This is a genomic window from Chthonomonas sp. (genome assembly GCF_035294505.1).
GTDB lineage: Bacteria > Armatimonadota > Chthonomonadetes > Chthonomonadales > Chthonomonadaceae > Chthonomonas.
Genome location: NZ_DATGKU010000089.1, coordinates 1 through 25,737, shown reverse-complemented (window position 1 = coordinate 25,737; position 25,737 = coordinate 1). Strand labels below are relative to the sequence as shown.

General features: G+C 55.0%; 20 protein-coding genes. 13 read left to right on the top strand and 7 right to left on the bottom strand.

Annotated elements, in window-relative coordinates:
* The first annotated feature begins 13 nt into the window (after positions 1-13).
* The 6 genes from pilM (at position 14) to VKV18_RS05155 (ending at position 7,809) form a co-directional block, all read left to right on the top strand.
* On the top strand, positions 14-2,125 hold the full coding sequence (gene pilM, locus VKV18_RS05180) for a pilus assembly protein PilM (RefSeq protein ID WP_324203162.1): 2,112 nt from the start codon (positions 14-16) through the stop codon (positions 2,123-2,125).
* Complete coding sequence (gene pilO, locus VKV18_RS05175) at positions 2,112-2,708, top strand: type 4a pilus biogenesis protein PilO (RefSeq protein WP_324203161.1); 597 nt, start codon at positions 2,112-2,114, stop codon at positions 2,706-2,708. Before pilM ends, pilO begins: the two co-directional genes overlap by 14 nt.
* The gene (locus VKV18_RS05170) at positions 2,689-3,567 is read left to right on the top strand and encodes a hypothetical protein (RefSeq protein ID WP_324203160.1); all 879 of its coding nucleotides are present in this window, start codon (positions 2,689-2,691) and stop codon (positions 3,565-3,567) included. The genes pilO and VKV18_RS05170 overlap by 20 nt, the downstream gene beginning before the upstream one ends.
* The gene (locus VKV18_RS05165) at positions 3,564-6,419 is read left to right on the top strand and encodes a secretin N-terminal domain-containing protein (protein WP_324203159.1); all 2,856 of its coding nucleotides are present in this window, start codon (positions 3,564-3,566) and stop codon (positions 6,417-6,419) included. Before VKV18_RS05170 ends, VKV18_RS05165 begins: the two co-directional genes overlap by 4 nt.
* A 178-nt stretch (positions 6,420-6,597) precedes the next feature.
* Positions 6,598-7,008 (top strand): peptide-methionine (R)-S-oxide reductase MsrB, encoded by a 411-nt coding sequence (gene msrB / locus VKV18_RS05160; RefSeq protein ID WP_345786394.1) that lies wholly within the window; start codon positions 6,598-6,600, stop codon positions 7,006-7,008.
* 6 nt (positions 7,009-7,014) lie between these two features.
* The gene (locus VKV18_RS05155) at positions 7,015-7,809 is read left to right on the top strand and encodes an alpha/beta hydrolase family protein (RefSeq protein ID WP_324203157.1); all 795 of its coding nucleotides are present in this window, start codon (positions 7,015-7,017) and stop codon (positions 7,807-7,809) included.
* On the opposite strand, the gene VKV18_RS05150 is transcribed toward VKV18_RS05155, so the two are convergent.
* Positions 7,806-8,861 (bottom strand): endonuclease/exonuclease/phosphatase family protein, encoded by a 1,056-nt coding sequence (locus tag VKV18_RS05150; protein WP_324203156.1) that lies wholly within the window; start codon positions 8,859-8,861, stop codon positions 7,806-7,808. The genes VKV18_RS05155 and VKV18_RS05150 overlap by 4 nt on opposite strands.
* Before the next feature lie 229 nt (positions 8,862-9,090).
* Here VKV18_RS05150 and VKV18_RS05145 point away from each other — a divergent pair, with 229 nt between their 5' ends.
* Together VKV18_RS05145 and VKV18_RS05140 are read left to right on the top strand one after the other, a co-directional pair.
* On the top strand, positions 9,091-10,110 hold the full coding sequence (locus VKV18_RS05145) for an ABC transporter permease (protein WP_324203155.1): 1,020 nt from the start codon (positions 9,091-9,093) through the stop codon (positions 10,108-10,110).
* A 23-nt stretch (positions 10,111-10,133) separates the two neighbouring features.
* Positions 10,134-11,138, top strand: coding sequence for an ABC transporter substrate-binding protein (locus VKV18_RS05140; RefSeq protein WP_324203154.1), 1,005 nt, complete (start codon positions 10,134-10,136; stop codon positions 11,136-11,138).
* 22 nt (positions 11,139-11,160) lie between these two features.
* Here the strand turns inward: VKV18_RS05140 and VKV18_RS05135 are convergent, their stop codons facing one another.
* Entirely contained in the window at positions 11,161-12,144 is a 984-nt protein-coding gene (locus VKV18_RS05135) for an ROK family protein (protein ID WP_324203153.1), read from the bottom strand.
* A 113-nt stretch (positions 12,145-12,257) separates the two neighbouring features.
* Between VKV18_RS05135 and VKV18_RS05130 the strand changes: the two genes are divergently transcribed.
* Complete coding sequence (locus tag VKV18_RS05130; RefSeq protein WP_324203152.1) at positions 12,258-13,253, top strand: hypothetical protein; 996 nt, start codon at positions 12,258-12,260, stop codon at positions 13,251-13,253.
* Between the two features lie 18 nt (positions 13,254-13,271).
* Here the strand turns inward: VKV18_RS05130 and VKV18_RS05125 are convergent, their stop codons facing one another.
* Positions 13,272-15,206: an alpha-L-arabinofuranosidase gene (locus tag VKV18_RS05125; RefSeq protein ID WP_324203151.1), complete on the bottom strand. Its 1,935-nt coding sequence runs from the start codon at positions 15,204-15,206 to the stop codon at positions 13,272-13,274.
* Between the two features lie 92 nt (positions 15,207-15,298).
* Here VKV18_RS05125 and VKV18_RS05120 point away from each other — a divergent pair, with 92 nt between their 5' ends.
* Both VKV18_RS05120 and VKV18_RS05115 read left to right on the top strand, forming a co-directional pair.
* Positions 15,299-16,219, top strand: coding sequence for a hypothetical protein (locus VKV18_RS05120; RefSeq protein WP_324203150.1), 921 nt, complete (start codon positions 15,299-15,301; stop codon positions 16,217-16,219).
* The gene (locus tag VKV18_RS05115; RefSeq protein WP_324203149.1) at positions 16,209-17,552 is read left to right on the top strand and encodes a neutral/alkaline non-lysosomal ceramidase N-terminal domain-containing protein; all 1,344 of its coding nucleotides are present in this window, start codon (positions 16,209-16,211) and stop codon (positions 17,550-17,552) included. Before VKV18_RS05120 ends, VKV18_RS05115 begins: the two co-directional genes overlap by 11 nt.
* Here VKV18_RS05115 and VKV18_RS05110 read toward each other — a convergent pair.
* The 4 genes from VKV18_RS05110 to pyrE all read right to left on the bottom strand — a co-directional run bounded on the left by VKV18_RS05110 (position 17,538) and on the right by pyrE (position 22,713).
* Positions 17,538-18,347: a dimethylarginine dimethylaminohydrolase family protein gene (locus VKV18_RS05110; RefSeq protein ID WP_324203148.1), complete on the bottom strand. Its 810-nt coding sequence runs from the start codon at positions 18,345-18,347 to the stop codon at positions 17,538-17,540. The two genes, VKV18_RS05115 and VKV18_RS05110, sit on opposite strands and share 15 nt — an antisense overlap.
* A complete protein-coding gene (locus tag VKV18_RS05105; protein WP_324203147.1) occupies positions 18,344-19,576 on the bottom strand; it encodes a TIGR00300 family protein in 1,233 nt (410 codons plus the stop codon). Before VKV18_RS05105 ends, VKV18_RS05110 begins: the two co-directional genes overlap by 4 nt.
* 10 nt (positions 19,577-19,586) lie before the next feature.
* Complete coding sequence (locus tag VKV18_RS05100; RefSeq protein WP_324203146.1) at positions 19,587-22,058, bottom strand: DUF2231 domain-containing protein; 2,472 nt, start codon at positions 22,056-22,058, stop codon at positions 19,587-19,589.
* Positions 22,059-22,125: 67 nt separating this feature from the next.
* Positions 22,126-22,713, bottom strand: coding sequence for an orotate phosphoribosyltransferase (pyrE, locus tag VKV18_RS05095; protein WP_324203145.1), 588 nt, complete (start codon positions 22,711-22,713; stop codon positions 22,126-22,128).
* 558 nt (positions 22,714-23,271) lie between these two features.
* On the opposite strand from pyrE, the gene VKV18_RS05090 reads away from it, so the two are divergent.
* Both VKV18_RS05090 and VKV18_RS05085 read left to right on the top strand, forming a co-directional pair.
* Positions 23,272-24,018 carry a cytochrome c3 family protein gene (locus VKV18_RS05090; RefSeq protein ID WP_324203144.1) on the top strand — a complete coding sequence of 249 codons (747 nt, stop codon included), beginning with the start codon at positions 23,272-23,274 and terminating at the stop codon, positions 24,016-24,018.
* 39 nt (positions 24,019-24,057) lie between these two features.
* Positions 24,058-25,737: TAT-variant-translocated molybdopterin oxidoreductase (locus VKV18_RS05085; protein ID WP_324203143.1), on the top strand; the 1,680-nt coding region annotated here is incomplete at its 3' end.

The window sequence follows — 25,737 nt, the reverse complement described above, 5'->3', positions numbered from 1 at the left end:
GGAGAGACAAAAGATGAGGGCGCAGAGATCCATAGTAACTATAGACTTGGGAGTGGAGTCTATTTGGGTAGGAGAAGTTGCAACAGGGGCGAGTGGTGAATTCGGAAAGCAGCCGCATCTCGCACGGCGCGCTCAGGTAGCCTTGCCCGCAGGAATTTGGGAGAGGCCGGCCGAACTCACCGATGCTTTGATAGAGGCGCTACGTCAAGCTCTCCAGCAGGCCTCTATCTCGACAAAGGACGTTTTCGCCTGTTTGCCGCGCCACCTGGCTACGCTGCGCCCTATTCAACTTCCCCATGTTCCGCCGGAAGAGCTAAAGGGCATGGTAAGCTTTGAAGCACAGCAATATATTCTATATCCGGTAGACGAAGCGGTTTTGAGCTACTGTCTCTTGGAGGGACGGCAGGTTGCCGCCGATGGCGCCGAGGTGGACAGCGTGCTTTTGGCCGCCATGCGTAAAGACCTCATCGAGGCGGTGCTGTTGGCTTTCGAGCGATTGGGGCTTACCCTGCATGATCTGACCATCTCCTCTACCGCTTTAGCACAACTCGGTGCAGGCTTCCCTGCGGGAACCGCCCTCTTGTTTGCAACATCGGAGAGTATGGATTTGGTGGTTCCCGATTCGCAGGCTTTCTTCTCTCGTGGGGTTGCATTGATGGGGGCTCGAGGAGATGAAGTGGCTCATGCAGAGCGTGTTGCCGAAGAGGTAGTGCGCTCATTGGCAGCCTATCAGAACGAATATCGGCAACGCAGCATTGGTAATCTTTATCTCTTGGGCGGGCCGACAGCCTTTCTCGAGTTGCTGCGCAGCCGTCTCCTCGGCAGTCTCGACATTCCGGTGGAGTTCTACCCCTGGAGCGCGGTGCTAGGCCAGAGCGATGCCTCAGCGCTCTTCTATGCGCGTGTGCTTGGTCTTGCCCTCCAGGCCACATCAGAGCCGCTTTTGCCCATCAATCTTATTCCGGCTGAGCTTGCAGAGCGTCGTCAACGGCTGGTGAAACAGCGGCTTGGGCTGCTCGGTATCGGTGTGACAGGGGTTGTGGTCTTTTTGGGTACTACATGGGCTATCGGCGCCTGGCAAAAGCACGAACAGCTCCAGCAGGAGACGTTAGATGCCAACGTAAAACTGCAAAAGTTCGAGCACGATCGGCTGAAGCCCCTGCAGGATGCCACAACGAAGCTGACAACGGAACATCAGGAGTTGCAATCCGGTTTGGATCGTGCACACCCCCTTCTGGATATATTAACCGCTCTCTCGCAGGCTATGCCCTCGACGCCAAACATTTGGCTCACACAGCTCTCTTTTACACGCAATGGCACCATCACGTTGCGTGGAAACGCGAAAAAATCGTCTGATGCGGTGGCGTTGCTGCTAAGCCTGCAGCGTTCCAAAGCGTTTACGGATGTACAGCTTAGTTTTATGGGAGATGCTGGCCAAGGAAGCAGCACCGGAGCCGCTCCGCAAAATACGGCTTCTGCCGCTCCGAGTTCGACGTCGCAAGCAGCGCAGCCGGCTCGTCAAACGGCCAATCCCCAGTTGCCTCCAAACGCTCCTTCGGCTCCGACGTCGCATTCAATAATGGGAGGCCCCAACGTCCAGATACAAAGTGGCGTACCTACTGGACCGAGTGGGGGCACAAACGGTTTTCGTTCAGGCGAACAGGGAGGAGCTTTCAGGCGTTTTGGTGGGGGGCCACGCCCTGCAGGTTTTAATGGGCAGGCACCGTTTGGGGGCCCTCCACCCGGTTTCCCACCGGCAGGGGCGCCTCCAGGTTTTGCTCCGGGTGGCCCTTCTGCTGGGTTTTCCCCACCTGGTGGGGCGCCTTCGCAACTGCCCACACAAGGACAGGCGCCTCCGCAAGCACCTCCGGTGAACGGGCAATCGCCCAACGGCTCTCGTGGAGTGGACCCTGCGCCAACCTTAAGGACGACCGAAACGGCCGCCACGCCACCAAAGACGTTGCCGTCGCCCCTCAACCCGGCTCCGTCGGATGCAGGCACGCTGACAAGTTTCGTGATCACGTTTCGGGTGAATCCTGCGGCGACCTCGCTGATCTCTCAAAACGTGGCTGAAGCAGCCATGCGAACACAACCAACAGGAGGCACACAAGATGACGCTCGGTAAGCGGGATAAGTTCTTGCTGGTGCTCTTGGGGCTTGTTGTGCTGCTTGCCGCCTGGCTACAACTAACGGCGCCAAAACCGACGACTACGGGCGGCGTTTCTGGGAAGATTCTGCCGTTGGACGCCGCGCAGCGTCAGTACCGAGCCGATGAGGCCTCGTATCGATCTTTAGAAGATCAACAAAATACCCTGCAAAAAAATATTGAAGCGCTTGCCTACGATATTCCACCGGATGCCCTTATGCCCAGAATCATCGAGCAGCTCGAACAGATCGCCGCACAATCGGGGGTGCATCTGGCGGAGATCAGGCCACTAAGGCCTGAAACAACCCCTTCTGGCCAACTGATGCGTGTGCCGGTTCAGGTGCGCTTTCAAGCGCCCTTCCAACCGGCCGTAGTGAAGTTTCTCTATGCTATTGAGAAACCCAAGGGACATCTGGTGGTGGAGAAGTTCGATATTGGTTCAAAAGATACGCATCAACAAGCGGTATCCATAACAGCGCAAATTACCGCCTATACACGCGCAATAGCCAGCTCGTCAGCATCGAGCGAAGGAGGAGACGAAAATGATAACGGGAATCAATGACGGTTTCGGTGGTCGGTCGGGTGTGCTCTTCGGGGCACCCTATGAGACCCTCTTCAAGAAGGAGATCCGAGGCAAACAGTTTCCATGGACGCTCGTCGGTGTTGCAGGAGGGGCACTGGTGTTTTCGATCGTCGCCCTGCGAGCCGCACCGGCTTATATGAAACATACAGCCCATCGGCTGCAGGTAAAAGCGGCTGTGGCCAGCAGTACCTCTGGTGCTCTTCAAGTGGCCGATGCAGAAACAACCGGCGGTGAAACTGGAGGTGCTCACGCCCTGCAGCCAAGTCTCGACTTTTATCTGAGCGCGCTGCGCGGAAGCCTGTTTAGCCCACCCCAGCCGCCCAGTCCACCGGCTAAACCGATAACCTTACCAGCCCCGACACCGGTGGTGCCTATGCCGGTAAACCCATTTGCGGATTGGGCCTATACCGGCACGGTGCATGTGGGAGACGAGACGATCGCCCTCATTGAAAACTCAAAAACCGGAGAGGGGCGGTATGTCCGTACGGGCGACACTTTTATGGGAGCACAGGTTCAGAACGTAAGCGACCAGGTCGTCATGATGAAGTTAGGTGATAAACCTCTTGTGCTAACGCGCTCCGACAGCATCGTGATTACCCCGTTGGACAAAAACGCGGAGATGCCCCAGCAGACGAATGCACAATCTCAAAATGCGCAAGCTGCGGGACAACCTCAGATGCAAACGATGTCCATGCCCGTAATGGGCGGAACGCCACCTCAGTTCAACCCGCAACAAAACCAGGATAGGGCCGCCATGCGCGCCTACTGGCGACAGATGCGTCGAATGGGTGGCTTTGGCCAAGGTAGGTTCTTCATCAATGGAGGACCCGGACGATGAGGCAAAGACCACATAAATTCTCTCTAAACCGTTCGGAAAAGCTGTCGCAAGGGTGTGTCGCGGCTCTGTTGACCTTAGCCAGTCTCCCTGCTTTGGCTCAAGGGCAGCAAGGGCCGCCTCCGGGCGGCAGACCGCCAGCACAGGGCGGTAACCCCCCCTTTCGCATCGAACCTCGTAGAGGGCAAGGTTTCGGCGGCGCAGGTAGGTTTGGCGGCTTTGGTCAAAGAGGGGCCGGTAATCCCTTTGCTGCTGTAGCAGGGCGACAGGGGATGCGCATCTCTTTTGACTTCCGCGGATCGGACATCATGAATGTGCTGCAGTTCTACGCCCAAATGGCGAATGTGGAGATCGTGGCCGATCCAAGTCTCTCGGGCAAGGTGACGATCATCAACCCGACGCCGGTTACTCTCGATCAGGCCTTCACGATCCTTCAGCAGGTGTTGGCTGTGCGAGGCTTTTCGGCGATTGAAAATAACGGGGTCATCTCTATTGAGCCCTTTGCCAATGCAGCGCGCAATACACCCTTGATCAATCCGGGTGTTAATCCGAATGGGCCTACTCCGGTTGACCCAAGAAACCAGGTGATGACGCAGGTGATCCCCTTGGAGAACGCCGATGCAAAATCGTTGGCGCAAGACCTGCAGCCGTTGATCAACCAGGGAGCGAGCCTCATTGGTGTGCAAGATACCAATTCTCTTGTAGTTACCGACACCGCCAGCAACGTGCAACGCATTCTGGCCTTGGTGCAGTCGTTAGATAAAAGTTCCTATAAAACCGAGTTAAGGGTCTATCCCCTGCGTCATGCCAACGCCACCGATGTTGCTGATGTAATCAACAACGTCTTCAAACAGATGAGTGGCTCAACGACCCCTACCAACGAGCCAGGGAGACCCGGCCCACAACCGGCTTTCCAGCCTGGTCAACAGCCTCAGGTACAGCAAAATCGCCCGGCAGTATTTGCAGTAGCGGATACACGGACGAACTCGGTGCTTGTTGTGGCCTCTCCGGATAACCAGGAGCGTGTGGCCCACGACATTATCGATCGCCTCGACGCCGATCAAAATGCCCTGCTGCAAACGGTGGTACGCAAAATTAATTTTGCGGATGCGGTTGATGTGGCCAATCTGGTGAATCAGGTTCTCTCGAATCAATATGGGGCGACACAGGCCAATCAGCAGAACGCCTCGTTCCAGCAGAGAGCTTTTGGAGGGTTCTTCAACCCCTTCTTCGGAAACCAACAGCAAGAGCAGACCGTGGAGAGCACCGACCCGTTCGGGAAGGTTGTAGCCGACCCACGCACCAATTCTGTGTTGATTACGGCGACGCCCGACCGAATGCAGACGATCAACAAGCTGATAGATGCGCTCGACCAAGAGGTGCCCGCGGAGTCGACCACCTTTATTTTCCCACTGAAGAACGCTAATGCCGCCGATGTCGCCTATGCCCTCGGACAGGCGTTCGGTACCGGCCAACAGAACGGTTTTGGCAACTTCAACACCTTCTTCTTCGGCGGCGGTGCGCCCACCACAAGCAATCAGGTAGGGCTGCCCAAGATCAATCGTCAGCTCGGCAACAATGCGCTGTTTACACGATCTGCTGCACCCCCTCAGCCTCCAAACGCGCCGGACAACGCTGCTCCTCAAGGGCAGCCGGATGCTGGCGCGACTGATAATAATGGAAACGGCTCTGGTTCAACCGACCCTTATCAGGCTAACTCCATCGGTCAGGAACCGACCCGACAGTTCTTCCGTCCGTTCGGAGGCTTCTTTGGCCAACAACGAGGGATCGGGCAGAACACCGGCCCACAGTATGGACGCGGTCGCAACGGGGAGTATGCCAACCTCTTGCAGTTACAGAATAATGTGTATGTAACCCCCTCTCCTACCGGTGATTCTGTTATCGTGACAACCACACCGGATAACTATGAGGCCGTCAAAGAGCTTATTGAGCAGCTCGACGTGGTGCCACGCCAGGTGATGATCAAGCTGATCGTGGCCGAGGTTAGCCTCGATAAGGATGAGAAGCTCGGATTTGCCTTGAACGGTCTGTTTAAAGACCTGTTCGGAAAAACGAACACGGCTACTGGCCAGCTCGGCCTGCAGGCCCCGGGTTTCAACACCGGGTCGAATGGACTTTCCTTAGACCCGCTTGCCGAAGGCGCCCAGTTCGTGCTTAACGGCGCGAACTATACGGCGCTGCTGCAAGCCCTGGAAAGCGACAACCGCGTAAAAGTAATGGCTACGCCTACCGTCTTCACCTCCAACGGTCAGGAGGCGTTGGTGAATGTGGTGGAGCGGATCCCCTACATCTCCGGACAAACCATCAGCGGTCTATCGAACTTCGTTACGAATAACATCTCCACGGTGCCGGTTGGGTATCAGATAGATATGACCCCACGCATTACGCGAGATGGGTTGGTAACCATAGATGCGGTGGCCCAGGCCAGCACGCTCAAGCAGTTCGAGACCCTAGGTTCTGGCGCCAACGCCAGCCAGTACCCGGTGGTGGATGAGCGCAACATAGATACCGAGATAACCGTACAGAGCGGGCAAACGGTGGCGATCGGCGGTCTCGTTCAAAATACGGAGACGCTTACCGTCAACAAGATTCCTCTGCTTTCGGATATTCCGATCATTGGCCAGTTCTTCCGTGAACGCGAGCGTGTTACCAATCGCACAGAGTTGGTGTTATTCATCACGCCGATCGTGATCAACAGCACTCAAGAGGCTCAGGCCATGACGCAGCAGGAATCGAAGGGTGTGGTTCAACAGCTGCCGGATTTAAAGAAGGAGCATCCCGACCTTGCTCCACCTCCGGCCTCCAAAACAACGTTGCCTCCATCACAAAAGTAGGACGAGAAGGTAGGATGAAGTAGGGTACGGTAGCGGTTACCGTGCCCTATTTTTAGGGAGTGCCTCACAGGGTGCTGTCTACTGCCTCTTTATTTCGGCGATAGAACTGCTTGTTGTGAGGTATTCTTAAGATGAGAGAAAGGAACATTTTCTACCGAACCTGACGTTGGAGGAGAAAATGGGCAAGGAGAAGATCGTGCGAAGTGAAGAAGAGTGGCGCAAGATACTGACGCCTGAGCAGTACTATGTGTTGCGGCAGGCAGGAACCGAGCCAGCTTTTACTGGAAAGTACTATAAGAACCACGAGACGGGCGTTTATGCCTGTGCTGGGTGTGGTGAGGTGCTGTTTACATCGGATACGAAGTATGAATCGGGGTCGGGCTGGCCGAGCTTTTGGGATGCGGTGGACGAGCAGAAGCTTGAGCTGTTAGACGACTACAGCCACGGAATGCATCGCATCGAGGTGCGTTGTGCCAAGTGTGGGGGGCATTTAGGGCACCTGTTTGATGATGGGCCTCGCCCGACGGGCAAGCGGTACTGCATTAACTCTGCCTCCTTGCAATTTCATAAGAAGGAGGAGCCTAGCTAACCACCGATGGCTTTTTGCGAACTGAAGTATTTCAGCCCAGCCCTTCAAAAACAGACGGCGGCCAATCTCATCTTGCCAGAAGGTAAGAAAGGGCCTTACCCGGTGCTCTATCTGCTACACGGTCTATCGGACGATCACACGATCTGGCATCGGCGAACCTCTATCGAACGCTATGTGCAAGACCTGCCCCTCATTGTTGTTATGCCGGATAACGGGCGCGGTTGGTATACCGACGCACTTGAAGGGCCGGCAAGTGAAACGGCCATTGTCTCAGACCTCGTGAATCTGGTGGATTCGCTCTTTCCGACGCGCGCGGACAGAGGAGGGAGATGTGTGGCCGGCCTTTCGATGGGCGGATATGGGGCGTTCAAACTGGCCCTGAAACATCCCGATAAATTCTGTGCAGCGGTGAGCCATTCCGGAGCGTTGGGCATTGGCCACTCCCCTCTGAAGCCGGAGGAAGTGGGGCGTTCGGGGGACGATGCGAACCTTGAGGAGCGACGGCGCTGGCTTCGTGAGATGGTGCGAATTTTCGGGGAAGACCCGGTGGGCGGCCCAAACGATCTCTACGCCCTTGCCAAGCAGGTTCCGCAATCTCTACGTCCGGCCCTGCGCTTTGACTGTGGCACAGAGGATTTTCTGCTCGATCAGAATCGCAGCTTCCACTCCTATCTTGATGAGATAGGTTACCCACATGAGTACGAAGAGTTCCCGGGTGGGCATGAGTGGGGCTATTGGGATCGGCATGTGCAGGAGGCTCTGCAGTTCTTTCGTCCGCTGCTGAGGCTCGATCAGGCTTAGCGCCGGAGCGTAAGATCGGCCACAACCGGGCAGTGGTCGGAGCCAATGCCGTCGCCCGTTTGGCAGTTGTGTATCTGCCATTGCGGGCTGGCGAAAATATGGTCAATCCGTAAAAAGGGAAAGGGAGGCAGAAGATACTGACCGTAGGTATAGCCGTAGCCCCGGCCGGCTTGAGAAAATGCGTCCTGTAGATGCCTCTCTTGTTCCAGCATTCGACAGACCAAAGAGGTTGGCGGGGAGTTGAAGTCTCCGGCAACGATCGTTGGTTCTTGAGGGTTCAGGAGCTTCAAGATGCCGTTGGCTTGGGCAAGGCGATGTTGTGCACCCTCTCGTAAAATGTCTCTATTTCCCTTAAGTAGATCGAGAAGCGCCCACCGCGGCGAGAGCAGATGCACAGAGTAGATGGTAACGACATGCTTGTCAAATCGAATCTGGAACCGCATGGAGTGATAGTTGGGATCGTCCGGGGCTAGCGAAAGGGAGCGTGCATTGAGAATAGGATAGCGACTTGCTACGCTACATTGATAGAGCGTTTTCGTGTAGTAGCTATGTAGGGTCGCTTGAACGGGACCGCTGAGGATGCCGGCGGAATCCTGCATCACCAAAACATCGGGATGAAATCGCCTGATCGTTTCCGCAATGGCTTGCGGGTTGCGTTTCCCCCACTTCACATTGTAGGTCATAATGCGCAGGGCTGTGGCAGTAGGGGAGGCTGGAGTCGGCGTATGCCAACAAAACCCCATTAAGGGGCCGGCGACCCACAAAAGGCTAATGACAAGCAACCCCAATTTTCGCGGTGCGTAGCGCATCGCCGGGAGCAAGAGAAGCAGGGCCGGTAGTCCCCATATCCATGACGGTAAGTAGAGGGCAACAATACCAAAAACGGTTCTTTCAGGGCCGTAGAGCTGAAGGAAAGTGGCGAATGCCGGAAAAAGAACTTGTAAGAGAGCTAAGATTGCAAGCCGCCTACGCCATTTGCGAACACGACTGCGCGGTTGAGCGCGTACGGAGGGGTAACCTCGCCACTCAACTTGACGTGCAGGAATCGCCACGTTTTCTTCTCCAGCAAAGTTGTTAGGGTCTATCGGTGAAATGGTCGTGCTTCCAATTTATCGGCTAGAATAGGTGTTTTCCTAAGGGAAAAGAATCGCTATATTATACGGCTTGAGCGAATGATGAATTAAAGGGGCAGGAATTAGGCCGATTGGAGGCGAAATTACGTGCCGCGTAAGAAAGTCGAATAGAGAGGTTTTGCACAATACCGAGGAGGGTTTCCGAGTTTTGTCGGTATCTAAAGAAGGACGACTGCTATCTCTGGTAGCCGAAAAGCGAGCCTCCATTTGGGCTGCCTACTCGGGGGTACTGGCCCCTCTTTCTTTTTTAGTGATTCTGAGTTTGATATTATGGCGCCTATCTCCCAATTTTGCTACGCGGGATAATCTCAAACAGATCGTCGTTCAATCGGCAGTTGTGGCGATTCTTGCCTGTGGCCAGACAGCGGTTATCATCGCTGCACAGATCGATCTCTCGGTGGGGGCCATCATGGCGTTTTCGGGAGTAGCCGCCGCCGTGGCCATGCACACCTATCATGTAAGTGTGCCTCTAGGTGTGCTGATCGCCTGCATAACCGGCCTTATTTTTGGCTCGGTCAATGGCTTGATTACGGCCTATGGACGTATTCCCTCCTTTATCGTCACTTTAGGTATGATGGAGGTGGCGCATGGGGCTGCCGGACTGCTGTCGGGGGATCAGGACGTGTCTACACCCCAATCGTTTCAGGTGTTTGGTTATGGGGAGCTATTCGGTGGACCGACGCGCGACGGTATTCCTTATGCAGCGCTGATGCTGATCCTCACGGCCATCGTGGTGCATATTGCCTTATCGAAAACTCGATGGGGGCGCCAGGTCTACGCGATTGGGGGCAATGCCGAGGCGGCACGGCTTTCTGGGGTGCGTGTCGCCCGGGTGATCATCACCGTTTTTATGCTGTCGGGTTTTCTCTCCGGGGTGGCCGCTGTGGTAAGCGTATCGAGGGCGAGCGTGGCCTCACGTGATGCCGGTGTGGGCTATGAACTAGACTCAATCGCAGCGGCTGTACTAGGAGGAACCTCTTTGTTCGGCGGACAGGGAGGCATTCCCGGGACGATATTGGGAGCCGCACTTATCTACACAATTCGGAACGGTTGCGCTCTGCTGGGATATGGCCCCGACCTGCAAGAGGTCATCATCGGTCTGGTGATCGTGGTGGCCGTGCTTTACGACCGTTTTGGGCCGGGGCGGCGGGCGCTCCGCGCAAATTAGCAGAAACGACAAAGGAGTAAAACATGCACTTCGGTAAAAGCTATAGCACACTTCTACTTGCTTTAGGGCTACTAGGAGCTGGAGTCAGCGGCTGCCAAAAGAGCGCCGGTCCGGGCGGGGGGCCGGCGACCAGCGCGAATCAGGTTGTCATCGCGGTCATTCCTAAAGGAACGGCGAACTCCTATTGGTTAGGGGTAAAAGCGGGAGCCGAGGCGGCAGGCAGGGAGCGTGGCGTGAAAATAGATTTCGATGGCCCGAAGCTTGAAACGGATATCACCGGCCAGATCAATCTCGTGGAAGATAAAATTAACGCAGGCGTCAAGGGCATTGTCTTGGCGGCTTGCGATACCCACGCCTTGCTACGCCCCGTGGAGGATGCGCTGCACCGAGGCATTCCTGTGGTGACCATCGATTCAGGGCTAGACCCAAAGGAGGATCCCTCGTATTGCTATATCGCCACAAACAACGAAGAGGGAGGGAAGAAGGCTGCAGATGCCCTCGCTGCCGCAATAGGTGAAAAAGGGAAAGTGGGTATTCTTGGCTTTTTACAGGGGGCGGCATCCAACGACGATCGGCTCAAGGGTTTTAATGAAGAGATTAAAAAATATCCTGGCATCACTGTGGTAACGACGCTTTACGACGATAGCGATACGGGTAAGGCGGTAAACCAGACGGCCAACATGTTGACGGCACACCCCGATCTCAACGGGATATTTGCTGCCAATCAGCCTGGTGGAGTTGGTGCGGCCAACTATCTGCGGCAAAGCGGGTTAGTAGGCAAGGTGAAAATCGTGGCATTTGATGCCTCTGACGATGAGATAAACGACCTCAAGCAGGGCATCATTCAGGCCTTAATCGTGCAGAACCCCTATCAGATGGGCTATCAAGGGGTTATGGAGGTGCTGAATGCACTTGCTAAAAAGCCGTCGCCCCAACCGCGCTTCATTGATAGCGGCGTAACGGTCGTGACACAACAGAATATGAACGATCCGCAGATACAGAAGCTGCTGCATCCTGGCAGTTCCTAGGCGGGCTTTTGGCGTGGAGAGGCTAACTTCCTTGATGAAACGTGCGGTAAAAGAAAGGGGCGACGGCAGCATAGTCTTGCACCTGTATGCCAAGCCCTGCCGGAAGAATGCGGCAGCCGGCAGCGATTTTTGCCCAGCAGCGCTCCGCAACGGCTTTACGCACCGGATCGAGCAGGCAGTCACCTGCGTGAACAGCAATCGTTCCGAGAATAACACATTCCGGGTTGAGAATCTGCAGCACATTGGCGATGCCGATGCCGAGGTAAGTCCCTACCTCTTCTAGAAGTCCCTGAGCGAAGTTATCGCCCTCTTTCGCTGCAGCAATGACGTGTTCTGCGGTGATGTCGGCCGGTTTCCCTCCGGCTAAGCTAAGGACACGTTTGTGTCGGCCATACATTAAGCTTTCTCGGGCGAGTCTGGCGATGGCCGGGCCGGAGGCGAGCGCCTCCAAGCAGCCTTGTTTACCGCAGGCACACAGGGGGCCGTTCGGCAGGATGGTTTGATGGCCGATCTCACCTGCCAGTCCCTGCTTCCCATGGTAAAGCCTGCCGTCTAGAATAAGACCACCGCCGATGCCGGTGCCCATGGTGAGGTAAATTAGGTGAGAGGCTCCTTTCCCAGCGCCAAAGAGCCACTCGGCGAGGGCACCGGCATTCGCGTCGTTTTCTAGAACCACAGGTAGATGGAAGCGTTCTTGCAAAAAGGCAACGAGCGGCACGTTGTCCCAGCCCGGAAGATTCGGAGGAGAGCAGATAAGTCCGTTTTCTAAGTCTAATGGGCCGCCACAAACAGCGCTGATGCCGGCGAGATCATCTTGGCCTACATTCTCCTCCTCGAGGAGTGCACGGGCTAACTCGGTGAGTTCTGAAAGAACGGTTTCAGCGCTGCGCATTTGCGGACGAGTTGGTATCTGCATCCGTGCGCACACAGTGCCGTCTATCGTGGCAAGAACGACGGCGCTTTTCGTGCCACCGATATCGAAGCCAAGAACATAGTTAGCAGGCATGGTTTTGGTGTCTGAGCTGTGACTAAAAGACCTTCGAGAAATGTGAGAACGGAGAAAATGGCGTATAAACATTCTCTAGAGAGCCTATTTTTTCCTGCTAGGGAGGTAGCGTTATGAAGATACGTGCGCATGCTCCGGGGCGATGCGGCATTGTCGGAAACCCAACGGATATGTACGGAGGGTGCGTGCTTTCCTGCACAACCCAAGAGCGTGCCTTTTGTGAACTAGAGCCTCACCAACAGGAGACACTCTTCCAGAATGAAGGCCAGCATAGCCTCGTTCGGAGCAAGGATGATCTGCGTTTACGGGGAGACAAGCTCGATATCTTACGAGCGGCATTTGCCTATTTCGACATCAATCTACAGACAGCTCCGGTTCACGTACGGGTTTGGACAGAAATACCCATGCAGGCGGGGCTGGCCGGGTCTACAGCCATGCTAACGGCGATTGTCGGCGCAATTGTGCATTGGCAAAACCTGCAGCTCAACCCCTATGCTTTGGCGGAGACGGTTCGTAAGATCGAGGCAAGGGTACTTGGCGTACTCTGTGGATTTCAGGATCAGCACATGGCGGTTTTTGGAGGTCTCAACTTCATGGATTTTTATGGAAAAGAGAGCCTCGAACAGAAAGACGATGAGCCTCTAGCCACTATCGAGCCTTTGGCCGAACGCTGCCCGGCACCACCGCTTCTCTTGGCCCATACGGGGGTTCAACACCATTCAGGAACGGTGCACAAGTCTCCGCGTCAGCGATGGGAAGAGGGGGATGTGGAGGTAAGAAGTGGCTATGCTCGTATCATGGCCTTAGCACGTAGGGGAAAGCGAGCGCTCATCGAGCAGGATTGGCAGAAGCTCGGTGAGGCTATGAACGAAAATCATGAGATTGTGGCCGCGTTGGGCGGTTCCGGTGTAGAGAACGATCGGTTGATCGAGGCGGCACGTCGAGCCGGTGCCTGGGGGGCAAAGCTTGCCGGAGCGGGTGGAGGCGGCACCATCATTGTGCTGGTGAAGGAGTACGAAAGAGTTGTACAAGCGCTGCGCGATGCCGGCGCGGAAAAGCTGTTAACCCCGGCACCGCGGCCGGGGTTAACGATAGAGGTGGAGCACTGAGTAGTATCGCTTATTCCGTTATTGTCCCCTCAAGAGGAGCACGGTTGCTGAATAGGGGGCAAACTGAAAACGAAAGGTTGTGCCAGGAACAGTGCACCTTGTTATCGCCAGGTCTGGAGAGCCTTTGCCAGTGCGTGCAGCGTCATCTTGGGGGATGCCGTAAGAATAGCACAGGGCGGCATGCTGAGGGTTGAAACCGACTAGGTGAATTTCGCCTGTGAGGGGCTGATCGGGGCTTTTGTTAATGATGAGCAGCGAGAGAGATCCGTTTGGATGGCGCGCGGCATAGATCGAGAGCAGGTCGTAGTTGCTTGAGGCTGTGACGATCTTGTCGCCGCTGTTGGCGAAATGGGCAAGCAGCTTGAAAACGTAGTAGGTTGGATAGCGGTCGTTTTGGGGCGACACAATGCCGTAGTCGCCGTAATTGCGCCAGCCGTAGAGGGTAGAACTGTTGTTGTTATTGGGACTGGGGCCGTTGCGTAAATCCCACCAACAGATAGATTGGAACTCCGTTTGCAGGAGGTTGGCCACGCTATCGGCCAGATAGAGGCCGTTAACCAGGCTGGTTGTCTGCTTGCCTGGGTTGTAAGAGACAGAATTGTTCTCTGTGCACACAAGGGCAACCCTGTTGCCGTCACTACCCAAATAGTCCGAGAGCTGTTGTCGAAGGTTCTCCGCGTCGTTTTTCCAAGTGCGGGCGGCTTGGAGAAGGAAGGCGTCGCTCTCGCTGCCTGGGTTTTGCTCGTACCGGTGGTAGATGAGAAAGTCGGGTAAGACGCCGAGCTGGTGGAGGGTTGAGAGCATAACGGGAGTCCAGCCATAGTGGGTTTGGTGGGTGCGGGGGTTTACGGCGGCATGGTTTTTATTATTGACGAAAGAATCCTCCCCGACGACGGCTACGACGCCAACTTTAATGGAGGGGTCTACGGCTTTCATTTGGGTTATAAATTGAGCCGCTTCCACCGCGTAGGTGTAGGGGTCGTGAGGAATGGGATGATGGTCTTCCTCCCAGTTTCCGTAGCATTCGTTGCCGATCTCCCAATATTTGAAATCGTAGTGTTTTTCGATATTGGCATAGCGTACCCAGGCTGCAGCTTCTTGCGGGGTTCCTGAACCGTAGTTGACGGTGATAAAGGCTTGCGTATGAAGCGCTTGAGCGATGTGCGCAAATCCGTCGAAATCGGTAGCCCATTTCCAGGTATTGTTGTCGGAATTATTCGTCTGCCAGTGGTAGCCATCGGAAGTGGAACCGCCGGGGAAGCGCAGAATGTTGATATGGAGGGGAGAGAGTAGCTCTACGGTTGTTGGTGTGTTAAGATGAGAGTCCCAGCAGGCCGTGTTAAGGCCAATGGCGATGGGCGAAACGCTTCGAATAATATGCTGAACGTCCACATCTAACCGAATTTGAGCGGGTGGAGGGGCGGCCAACAGACGGATAGCGGCAAGATAGAAAGGCGGTTGGGCGGTTCCGGCAGCCTCTTGCAGCCAAAAACCGGTGAAGTTGTTCGCATGATCTACATGCAGCGCCGCTAGAGGAATAACGACTTCTTGCCACCGATCGGCTGCGATCGCTCCGCTCTGTAGAAAGGAGGATAGCGGCACGGCCGGCTGCGCTTTGCGATCGAGCAGACCGGCAACCTGTATGTGCTGATTCCCTAGGCTCCCACCGTTGATCCAGAAGCTGAGAGCCTTATACCCGTCCGTATGAAATGGGGTATGAGACAGGTAGAATCCTTGAGAAGGAGCCGTATAGTGCACTTGGATGCTCGGTTCACCGGCATAGGTAAAACGCGTGTTGCCGATCTCTGTTTTACACCATGACCAGTTCTGCCAGCCGTTTTCCAGTTTACCGGTATAGATGGTGAGATTTTGGGCATGGGCAGCTTGGGCTAAGGCAAGGCCTAGCACTAGGGAGAGGCAGCATAGTCGCTTCATCACGGGTAAGAGGGGCATCTTGGGTACCTCCTAAACGGTGGATATACCAATAGAGTTCGCTACAAGCATAGCAGATCAGGAGAATTTCGTCAAGGGAGGTTCGCAACACCATGTTGGTTACGAGCCGCGCACCGGTGCGGATTGACTTTGCCGGAGGTTGGACCGACGTAAACCTTTTTGCGTTAGGGGCCGGTGGGGCTGTGGTAAATGCCACTATCGATCACTATGTGACCGGAGAGCTGGAGGTTTATGAGGAGCCGGAGGCGTTGAGCTTTCCGGTGGCTTTAGCGGGAAGTCAAGAGGGGTTGCGAGTGGCCTATCGGTGCGATCTTCCTTCCGGTTCAGGATTAGGAACATCGGCAGCGCTTAACGTCGTGTGGCTAAGCCTTATTCACTCTCAAATTACTTCAGAGGAGGACAGAGCACGTATTGCAGAGCTTGCATATCAATTAGAGGAGATGTTAGGGATTCTGGGTGGGAAGCAAGATCAGTACGCTGCAGCCTTTGGCGGAGTGAACTTTATGACGTTCAATCAGAGCGTACATGTGGAGCGGCTGTCCCTCTCGCCAAGGTTCATAGACATGTTAGAGAAGCGGTTGGTGCTATGTTATACGGGAAAGCCGCGACTATCGGGCAGCATTCATGCGCACGTGTGGGGGGCTTTTAAGAAAGGAGTTGCGCAAACGGTACAGGCGTTGTACGGACTTCGTGATTGTGCCCTAAGGATGCGTGAGGCACTATTACGAGAGGATATCGCCGAATTTGCCTCTATTTTGAGTGAGAACTGGCATCATCAGAAGGCGCTTGATCCCTCAATCACGAACGATCAGATCGAGCGGTTGTTTGATGTCGCAGAGAAGGCAGGCGCTATCGGCGGCAAAGCATGCGGTGCTGGCGGGGGTGGATGTCTGATCTTTTGTGTGGCGGAAGGCAGAGCCGGTGAAGTTGCCGTGGCATTATCTGAGTCAGGAGCACGTATTATTCCCTTCCATTTCGAATGGAAGGGTTTGGAGGTGATGCGTGAGGGATAATTCAAAGCAGGTCGCAGCAGCTAGGTTTTTGGGGTTGATGCTGCTCCTCCTCTTTTCAGGTGCAAGGGCCTTTGGCCAGCCTGCTTTTGTGGCCGGTGCGGCGAGGGTGGACATCACACCCCTTGGCGCTGCCGTGAGGGTGCCATTAGGAGGATATGCGGCACGTAGGGGGGCTTTAGCGATGGGGGTGCATGACCCGGTGTTCGCACGCGCTTTGGTGCTTGGGAGGGGAGATCGGCTTGTCGCCATTGTCTCGGTAGATCTCTGCTTTTTACCGTCGGGTATTGTGCAGGCCGTAGCACAAGACCTGAGGCAGATGGGGTTGACCCAATTAACGGGAAGCCACCTGTTCTTGGCAGCGACGCATACTCACAGCGCTCCCGATCCCCTCGCGATGGACCCTGCGAACACATTCACGCAGCCTAAAGGTTGGAGCTGCTTTAATCCGCGGCTGCTTCATTGGACCGCGCATCACATTGCGCTTGCTGTGAAGCAGGCCTATGAGAATCGCTTACCAGCACTTCTAGGCTACACGGCAACGCAGGTAGAAGGGCTGAATCGCAATCGGCGTGACGACCCCGTGTTAGATAGGCAGTTGACGGTGTTGGGCGTTGTTCGGCGGGGAGACATGCGCTCGATAGCCGAGTTGGTTGTTTTTGCCTCCCATCCTACTCTCTACACGGCAAAGATGCTGGAAATCTCAGCCGATTGGCCTGGAGTTATGGAACAGGCGGTTGAGAAGCGTTATGGAGGTATCTGTCTGTTTTTGAACGGCGCGGAAGGCGATGCCGCCCCGCCGGATTCGCAGGGGCTGACGGAGGAGCAGGAGGTTGATCAGTATGGGAAGGCGGTTGCCGATGCGGTGCTCAAGCTTATTCCCACGATCATTTATAGTGTGCCCGCGCCGGTGGAGGCGTGGCAAATCTCCGTGAAATTGCCGGAACGCGAACCAAATGGCCTCTATCTTGCCGCTGCAGGAAGTTTGGGCATCTCCATTCCAGATGCGCAGAATAGAGTGAAGCACATCATGCCCTCGAATACGAGAATCTCCTTTGTTCGTATTCATCGGTTGCTGCTTATCGGTATGCCCTGTGAGCCTACGGGCGCTTTGGGAGCAGCACTAAGGCGTGAGGCGGAACAGGCGGGGTATCATCCGGTAGCTATAGTGGCTCTCGTTAACGACTGGTTGGCCTATGCGCTCACTGCGGAACAGTACCGTCACGGAGGTTATGAGGCGGGCATGTCGTTTTATGGCCCTCAGTTGGGAGACGTTTTAGAAGCAGCTGTGTCGAGAGGATTGGCTTATGGACGAAAAACTTCAGCGAAGCAGTAGGGTAAGGCATTTCGCCGCACCTCCGGCCTTAAGAAACTCCGACATCTCTACAGCATAGCACACAAAGCCCCTCTGTTGTAGGGCATCGGTTAGTTGTGGGCAGCCGTTTGGTAGAACCACTTGGTGGCCTATCACCACTGCGTTACAGGCGAAGCGTAGCGCCTCCTCTTCACGGACAGGAATGGTTTCAAAGTTATTTTCAATCACGATGCGTGCATAGTCATCGAAGGCTTCCGGATAGTAAGCGACGAGATGCGCTTCGAGAGGTAGGAAGCAGGTATCGAGATGATACCATCGGTCGTCCACGAGTTCTAAGGAAAGGACGGGCAGACCCAATGTGTCGGTAAGCCAACGATGGGAACAGATGTCGCTACGTTTAAGGTAGCCTGCCACAAGCACATCTCCTACGAACAGAGCATCGCCCTCTCCTTCGAAATGACAATTTGGTGGTGGGGTGATTACTTGATAGCCATGTTGCTCAAACCAAGTGCGGAAGTAAGGTACCTCGGGCTGGCGTTGTGGGTGTCGGAACTGTGAAAGGAGCGCTTTCCCTTCGTAAACGAGGCCGGCGTTTGCCGTGAATACCATGTCGGGGCATTCTGGTGGTTGCGGGATTAGATGGACGGTAAGACCTATTCGAGTGGCAAGCACTTGGTAGAGCGCATCCCACTGTTTTGCTGCAAGAGACCGATCGGGGCGGTTTTCGACATGCATCCAGGGGTTGATCTCGTAACAAACGTCGTAGGCCGTAGGCGGGCACATGAGAACCTGACGGATGGTAGTGGGTGTAGTCATTTTACGACTTTGACGTTTGGCAGTTGGGCTGCCAGCTCTTTAAGGAAGAATTCGCAGTCTGTCACGAGTCCAAACGCCTGATGGGTTCCCCGATCCATGAGTTTGATGACCGTATCGGGGTCGGAGTCGACGCAAAGGGTGCGCACGGAGGCAGGCAGGAGGTTGCCGGTCGCTACCGAATGGAGGGTGGTTGCGACCATAAGGGCAACACCGACCCCGTGCACATGTTGACGCATCTTGTCCTGAGCTTCCACAACATCGGTGATGACGTCGGGTAGGGGGCCGTCATCACGGATAGAGCCGGCAAGCACATAGGCCGTATTTGTGGTAATGCAGGCGTGCATGATGCCAGAACGAAGGAAGCCAGCCTCAACGGCACGACGTATGGAGCCATAGGCGCGTATGGCGTTGATAGCACGCAGATGGTTTTCATGGCCGTGGGGCATGGCCGTGCCGGTGGCGATCTCAACTCCTAATGAGGTACCAAATAGCGCTCCTTCGATATCATGGGCGGCCAGGGCATTGCCTGCGAAAAGCACATCTATCCATCCCGCTCGGATGATGGCTTCGAGGTAGTGGCCGGCGCCTGTATGGATGATAGCCGGGCCGCCCACAAAGAGGATTTTCTTTCCCTCTTGCCGTGCCTCTTTCATTGCGTGCACGATGGCGGCGACGACACGTTCTTTCGGGCGCTCGGTGGAGACGTCGCTTCCCATAAAGCTAAATACATCGTCCGGTTCACGTCGCTCGACGGGAGTAACGCGCACACCGGTATCGCCAACGACGACAAGCTCCCCTTCACGCACATGATGCATAGGGGCACAACGCGCAGTGGGCTTACCCTCTTTATATTCGATGACAATGGCGCAGTCCATCTCGATGAACTGCACGGGGAGCCACTCGTTGCCTACTCGCACGTGGGTTTCGAGGTTGGTTGTGGCATAGAAGCCTTCGGGAAGCACACCGTCTTTTGGAGCCGGCACCAGGCGGGCCTCTCCGGCTGTGCGCTCTGTGCCATGCTGGCCGGTGGCGTGGAGAATGCGCTCCAGCGTTTCATTATCTGGGGCGCTGATCTCTATCTCTGCGTGACTCGGATCGGAGCGTGTCGCGCCCATTTGAAAGCGTAACACGCGATACTCTCCCCCCTCTTTGAGGATGATGTCAAGGACTTTCGAGAGGGTTAGCGAGTCGATGATATGTCCATCAAGGCGAACGATCTCAGAGGGCATCCGTCTCTCTCTACTGAACTTTAATGACAAAATCGGTCGTTAGAATTTTACCTTCATGTTTGAACTGCGTCCAAATTTTGTAGATGCCGGGTTTAGATAGCAAAACATGAAACTGGACAGTTGGGCCATAGTGCTTTGCACCCACTTCCAAAGGATGGGAATGGCAATAGCCCATGGTATCTCGGCTGATCGCCACACAGTGTCCGGCAGCCCCAAGATAGGGTTGAAGATCGGTGACGGGCAGGCCATTTTTCCAGATGGTGTAGGTCAGCACGGTTTCGTCGCGCCAGTAGGGGTGGCGTGGGTTCATAAGCATCTGGACGCGATAAGACCCAAACACCTTAGCTTGCGCCGGCGTAACCAGAAGCGGTTTTGGCGGTGGCGGAGTACCGGAGACGTGCACAGGAATGCGAAATACCTGGTTCCTGTCTCCGAACGGGGTAATGTCGGCGAAGAGCAGAAAATTGCCGGCAAAGGGAAAGGCATAATCCATAAGCAGCGTGCCATCGGGTTGTAGCTGCGGATGGATGTGGTCGAAGAAAGAGAGGTCTTGACTCACCACAATAAGATGCATCTTTTTTTCATGAACGGTTGCAAGGTTATGAAGAATTTGCCCCTGATAACGTGGCGTAAAGACAAGACGCACCAGCTGGCCGGGTTTGGGGTATGTGATCGGTGTGAGCTGCGCATGTTGCGTAGGGAAGAGCAGATGGCCTGCTTCGGCATAAGCACGAATAGTGCTCAGCGACAGGGCTTGGGGCCGCCTCGAGGAAGTTGAGGTAGTTTGAGATGAGGGATGGGGGATTGCCCTGGAGAGCATGGCGAAGTCGAGCGTGTAGCCAGGATCGTGCAACACCCCCCAAGGGCGTGGTGGTTTGTTAGGCTCCAGAGGCATGCCGCATATGGGACAAAATCCAGGATGAGTGGCTCCCACGTTTGAGTGCATAGGGCAGACATAGGGCAAGTAACTATGCGGAAAAGCGGCGCTGCGATCTATCCATGGCTCGAAATCGGCCACCAAAGGCGTTGCGGTGGGTGGTTGGTCGAAGGGCCAGAGTAAGGCTTTCGGTTCAAAGAAAGGGATGTTATGCAAAAAGGTTGCCATTCCGGCGTAGTGGCTCAAGTCGGTGCCCACGGGATGCAGCTTAAGCGCGGTGGTATCACCGCCGATCTTAATGACGAGCTGGGCGCTGTAGACTTTCATGGGATAGGGAATGTCGTTGCTTTGATGATAGAGGTAGAGATCAAAACGCTGGTTGGTAGGGTTATAGGTCAGCTCGGCGCGTTCACGACCCAGAGGCGCTACAAGACCACGATGGGGAGCGGAGCGGCTTAGCCGGCCATAGCCGAGGAACCAAGGAAGCCCTTCATTGTAGTTTATAAGAAGAAACGCCTCAAATATCATGAGGCAGGGATAGGCGATGGCAAGGCTACGGGTAAGCCGTGTTGAGACGATAAAAGGAAAGCCCTGCTGTTGCTTTTGTTGAAGATGGTCTTCTGTTAGCTTAACGGCGCCGATAAGTAACGCGACGAACCCCATGACGGTATGGTGGATATAGACTCCTGCAGCCACATTCGCATAGGGGGCATTGGAGTGAACATGGGTAAACAGCAAAGCTCCCCCCACCAAGGCGAAAACGGCTAGCAGGCGGTTTTGAAGCCCTTTGCCGATTTTAGCGGCTTGCCGACGTTTGAGCAGCCCATGTAACCCCATGGCCATCATGAGAACGGCGTAGATTTTGTGCATCAAAACCTCTTTGTCAGTAAGTGGGCGGAACGGATGCACATGATAGAGCGGCCAGGCGTCCTGGTCGCTGAAAATAAGCAGGAAAACCCCTCCGGCAAGGAAAAGCAGCGGAGCTAAACGTCGTACCTGAGCGCCCCATTCCGGCGACAAGAGGTCTATGAGCAGCATGATGGAGAGCACGAGCACCAACCATCCGAAGATATGGTGCATCATGTCGGAGTAGAAAATAGCGGATTGCGTTTGATGTTGTAACAGGATAGCAAGGTCTTCATGGGTGGGAGCAGGGGCGATGCCGGGAACCTGCACCGCAGCTGCATGATGGTAGACGAGCATCGCACCAAGGTGGCCTGTATAACCAAGAAGCGCACAGCACGCTATTGCCAGAATGAGATAGACGGCCATGGCGTCGCGTCGCGTGCCGATGCCCAGAAACAGCCGTGCAGCTGCAAGAAAGACGAACGACCAGCTCGTGATGGTTGCCATCAGTTCGTGGTATTCCATGGGGTCTTGTGGGACGCCATCGCGGGCCGCCCAAATTTCGGCAAAATTGCCGGCAACGAAAGCAAAGAGGGTTGCACAGGTACCCAGCAGCAACGTTATTTGGGCAAATCGGGCGATAACAGAGTCCCGTTTAAAGAAACCAATGAGATCGAGAGCGACGGCGAAAAGGAGGAGGACAATGGGAAAATGAACGAGGGCCGGATGTAAAAACCCGATAAAACGCGCGATCTCCATGAGTGGTTCACTCCGAAGCTTGCTATTTCGGTGGAAAAAGATGAGGAAACTGCTACTAGTTTAGCGTTTATCGGAGGCGCGTAGTTCCCGGCTCTTCAATGGGAAGGCCTTGCTGACAGAGGGGGCATTCATCGGGTGCATAGGAGGGAGCTTCAACCGTGAGAAGGGCTTCAAGACGATAGCCCAAATCAACGGTTCCCCCGCTACGATCCACGAGTACCGCCACGCCTACGATGTGTGCCTGATGCTTTTGTGCTAGTTCAATACACTCGCGGGTAGCGCCGCCGGTGGTCATAACATCATCTACAATAAGGGTGCGCGTATTGGGCGGCAGTACAAGCCCACGGCGTAGGCAGCGTACACCCTGCTCCTTTTCGGCATAAAGCGCCCGTGTTTGCAGTTGCCGCGCCACCTCGTAGGCCAAGAGAATGCCCCCTGTGGTGGGGCCAAGGACGACCTCAACGGCGTTATTACGGAAGCGACGGGCTATTTCAGCGCAGAGCATTTGAACGTACTGTGGATGTTGCAGCACCCAAAACTTCTCCCAATACTCGTTGCTATGGCGCCCCGAAGAGAGAAGAAAGTGACCCGTTCGTAAAGCGCCAACTTGGAGAAATATTTCACGAACCCGTTCTGGAGAAAGCTTTGCTTCCATAAGAACCTCCTGGCGCAGGGACTGTCGTCTCCGGGCAACAAAGGAAGCGCCGCTTTGACCAAACAGCAAGTCGCCTGCATAAGATCGGCGGTAGTTAATGGACGAGGCTAAGTATACCTGATGTCCAAAGTTGTACGGAAAAGACCGCTCGTTTTGAGGAGACTGCCAAAATTGTCCTGATGAAGGTTCTATAGGGCCGTTGTGTCACGAAGATATTGAAAAAGGGATGTATGGGGTAAAATGATGTTCGGTTTCCGGCGTGGTTTTAGGAATCACGAAGTAGAAACCGAAAATTTTCTATGAGGGGGTTGCGATCGCTTCGGCGATGTGCTATACTAATGTGGTTCGAGCAAGAGACCACTAGGCCCCTTGTAGAGCTGTAAAAAGCAATATCCCACCGATGAGGAAAATCTAGATGTGGGTTATATCCGTCCCACATTGTGAAAAAAAGCACAAAGTGCGGTTCGCAAAGAGAGCGGTAACGTGGGTGTGCCGTTGTTCGGCGAGGCGTGCGCTTTGCCTGGCCGATGCGGATCGAAATAGACAGGGAGTGTACTGATGGCTCAACTCTTCCATCCGGCTGCGAACACAGTTGCACGTGTGATGGTGCTTTGCGCCTTTACCGGCCCTATTGTGGCGCTGCTTGTGGGTAGCGCGATCACGCGCTCCTCGTTCAACACAAATGTGGGCGTGCCTCTCGCTCAGCCGGTTCCTTTCAGTCACGAGCACCACGCCGTAGAGCTTGGTATAGACTGTCGTTATTGCCATACCGATGTAGAGCGATCGCCCAATCCTGGGCTGCCCTCTTCGGAAATTTGTATGTCATGCCACTCTCAGATTTGGACAGACAGCCCGCTTCTTAAGCCGGTGCGTGATAGCTATCGCGAAAACAAGCCTATTGTGTGGAACCAGGTGAACTGGGTTCCGGGCTTCGTCTATTTCCCGCATGACATCCATGTGGCGCGCGGAATCAGCTGTAATAACTGCCACGGCCCCATACAGAAGATGATGATCACCTACAAAGGCAAGGCCTTCTTCATGGTCTTCTGTCTCAACTGCCATCGTCAACCGGAGAAGTTTCTGGCACCTCCGCAGTTTGTATGGCAGCTCTATCAGGACATTCAGCGCTATGGCGATAAGGTGGATCCGACCGGCAAAGATGGTCTAACACCGCGTGAATATGCGCTTGCGGAGGGCAAGTATTACGAAAATCAAGGAGCCGACCTCGTGGAGGGGGAGCGTCTTAAGAAAGAGTATCACATCCACACCGTTCAGATTACCAACTGCTCTGTCTGTCATCACTAAAGGCGGACGGACGAACTTGGTGGAGATTAGGTGGAAAGAATGGCAAACGAAAATCGGTCGAAGCTAGATTTAGCGACTATTAAAGCGCGCCTGGCGGCTGCGCGTGGCAAGAAGTATTGGCGTGTGCTTGAAGAGCTTGCGGACACGCCGGAGTTTCGTGAGGTTGTGGCCAACGAAATCCCCGATGTCACGCGCTCCATAGATTTGCATATGGACCGTCGGCAGTTTCTCACGCTCAGTGCGGCCTCGTTGGCTCTTGCCGGCCTAAGCGGGTGTCGTTATCTGCCTCAGCACAAGCTTGTTCCCTACGTGAACCAGCCGGAGGAAGAGACGCCGGGCGTGCCGCTATACTATGCCTCGGCCGCACCCACTTTTTGGGGATATGGCATAGGCACCATTGTAACAAGCCGTGATGGGCGTCCTATCAAGATGGATGGCAATCCTGGCCACCCAGCGAGTTTGGGATCAACCGATATTTTCACGCAGGCTGCCACCTTGACCCTTTATGACCCTGATCGCTCTCAAATAGTGAACCATCAAGGCGATTTTTCCACCTGGGAAGATTTCTATACCACTGCTCGACCGCTTCTGCAGCGTCAGCTGGCCGTGAAGGGGGCAGGTTTGCGTATTCTCACGGAGACGATTACTTCGCCTACGTTGGCGGCGCAGTTGAAAGCGATTTTGAAACGTTTTCCTGAGGCACAGTGGGTTCAGTACGAGCCAACCTACCCCAACCACGCCTATGAGGCCGCAATAGCAGCCTTCGGGGAGCCGGTTCACACCCATTATGACCTTGCCAAAGCGAAGCGCATTTTGTCGCTCGACTCCGATTTCCTCATCTCGAACCCTGCTGGCGTGCGGTACGCGCGCGATTTTGCCGATGGGCGCAGGGTGCGACAAGGCACCACAGAGATATCGCGCTTCTATGCCGTAGAGAGCACACCCACATTGACCGGAGCGATGGCGGATAACCGCATTCGCGTACGAGCAAGCCTGGTGGAGGGCCTTGCTCGAGCCATTGCCCAGCAGCTGGGAATAGATGTGGGTTCGGCACCGTTGCCCACACTCGATGCGGAGCAGGCAAAGTTTGTTGCAGCAGTGGCGAAGGACTTGCAGGCCAACGCCGGCGCGTGTGTGGTGATCCCCGGCGAATTTCAAACGCCTGCGGTGCATATTCTGGCTCATGCCATGAACGAGCGCCTTGGCAACGTGGGGAAGACCGTTTTCCATACGGAACCGGTGGAAGCTCAGCCGCAACACCAGATACAGGCGCTTCAAAATCTGGTGACCGATATGAATGCAGGTAAGGTAGACATCCTGCTGATTCTCGGGGGAAATCCTGTTTACAACGCTCCTGCCGACATCGGCTTTGCCGAGGCGCTTCCACGTGTTCCCTTCCGCGCCCATCTTGGACTGTATGAGGATGAGACCTCCATAGCATGCCAATGGCATCTGCCAGAATCGCATTTTCTTGAGGCTTGGGGCGACCTACGGGCTTTTGATGGCACGGCCAGCATCATTCAGCCGCTCATCCTCCCCATCTACGACACGAAATCGGCCTATGAGCTGCTTTCCGGCCTGTTCGATACCCCGGAGACCGGCGGGGAGGCGGGTTCTGCTCCTCGCGATGGGTACACGATTGTGCGGCAGTACTGGGCAGAGCATGGCTACCCCATAGATGAACCCTATGACTTTGCCTTCAACAAGCTTTTGCACGAT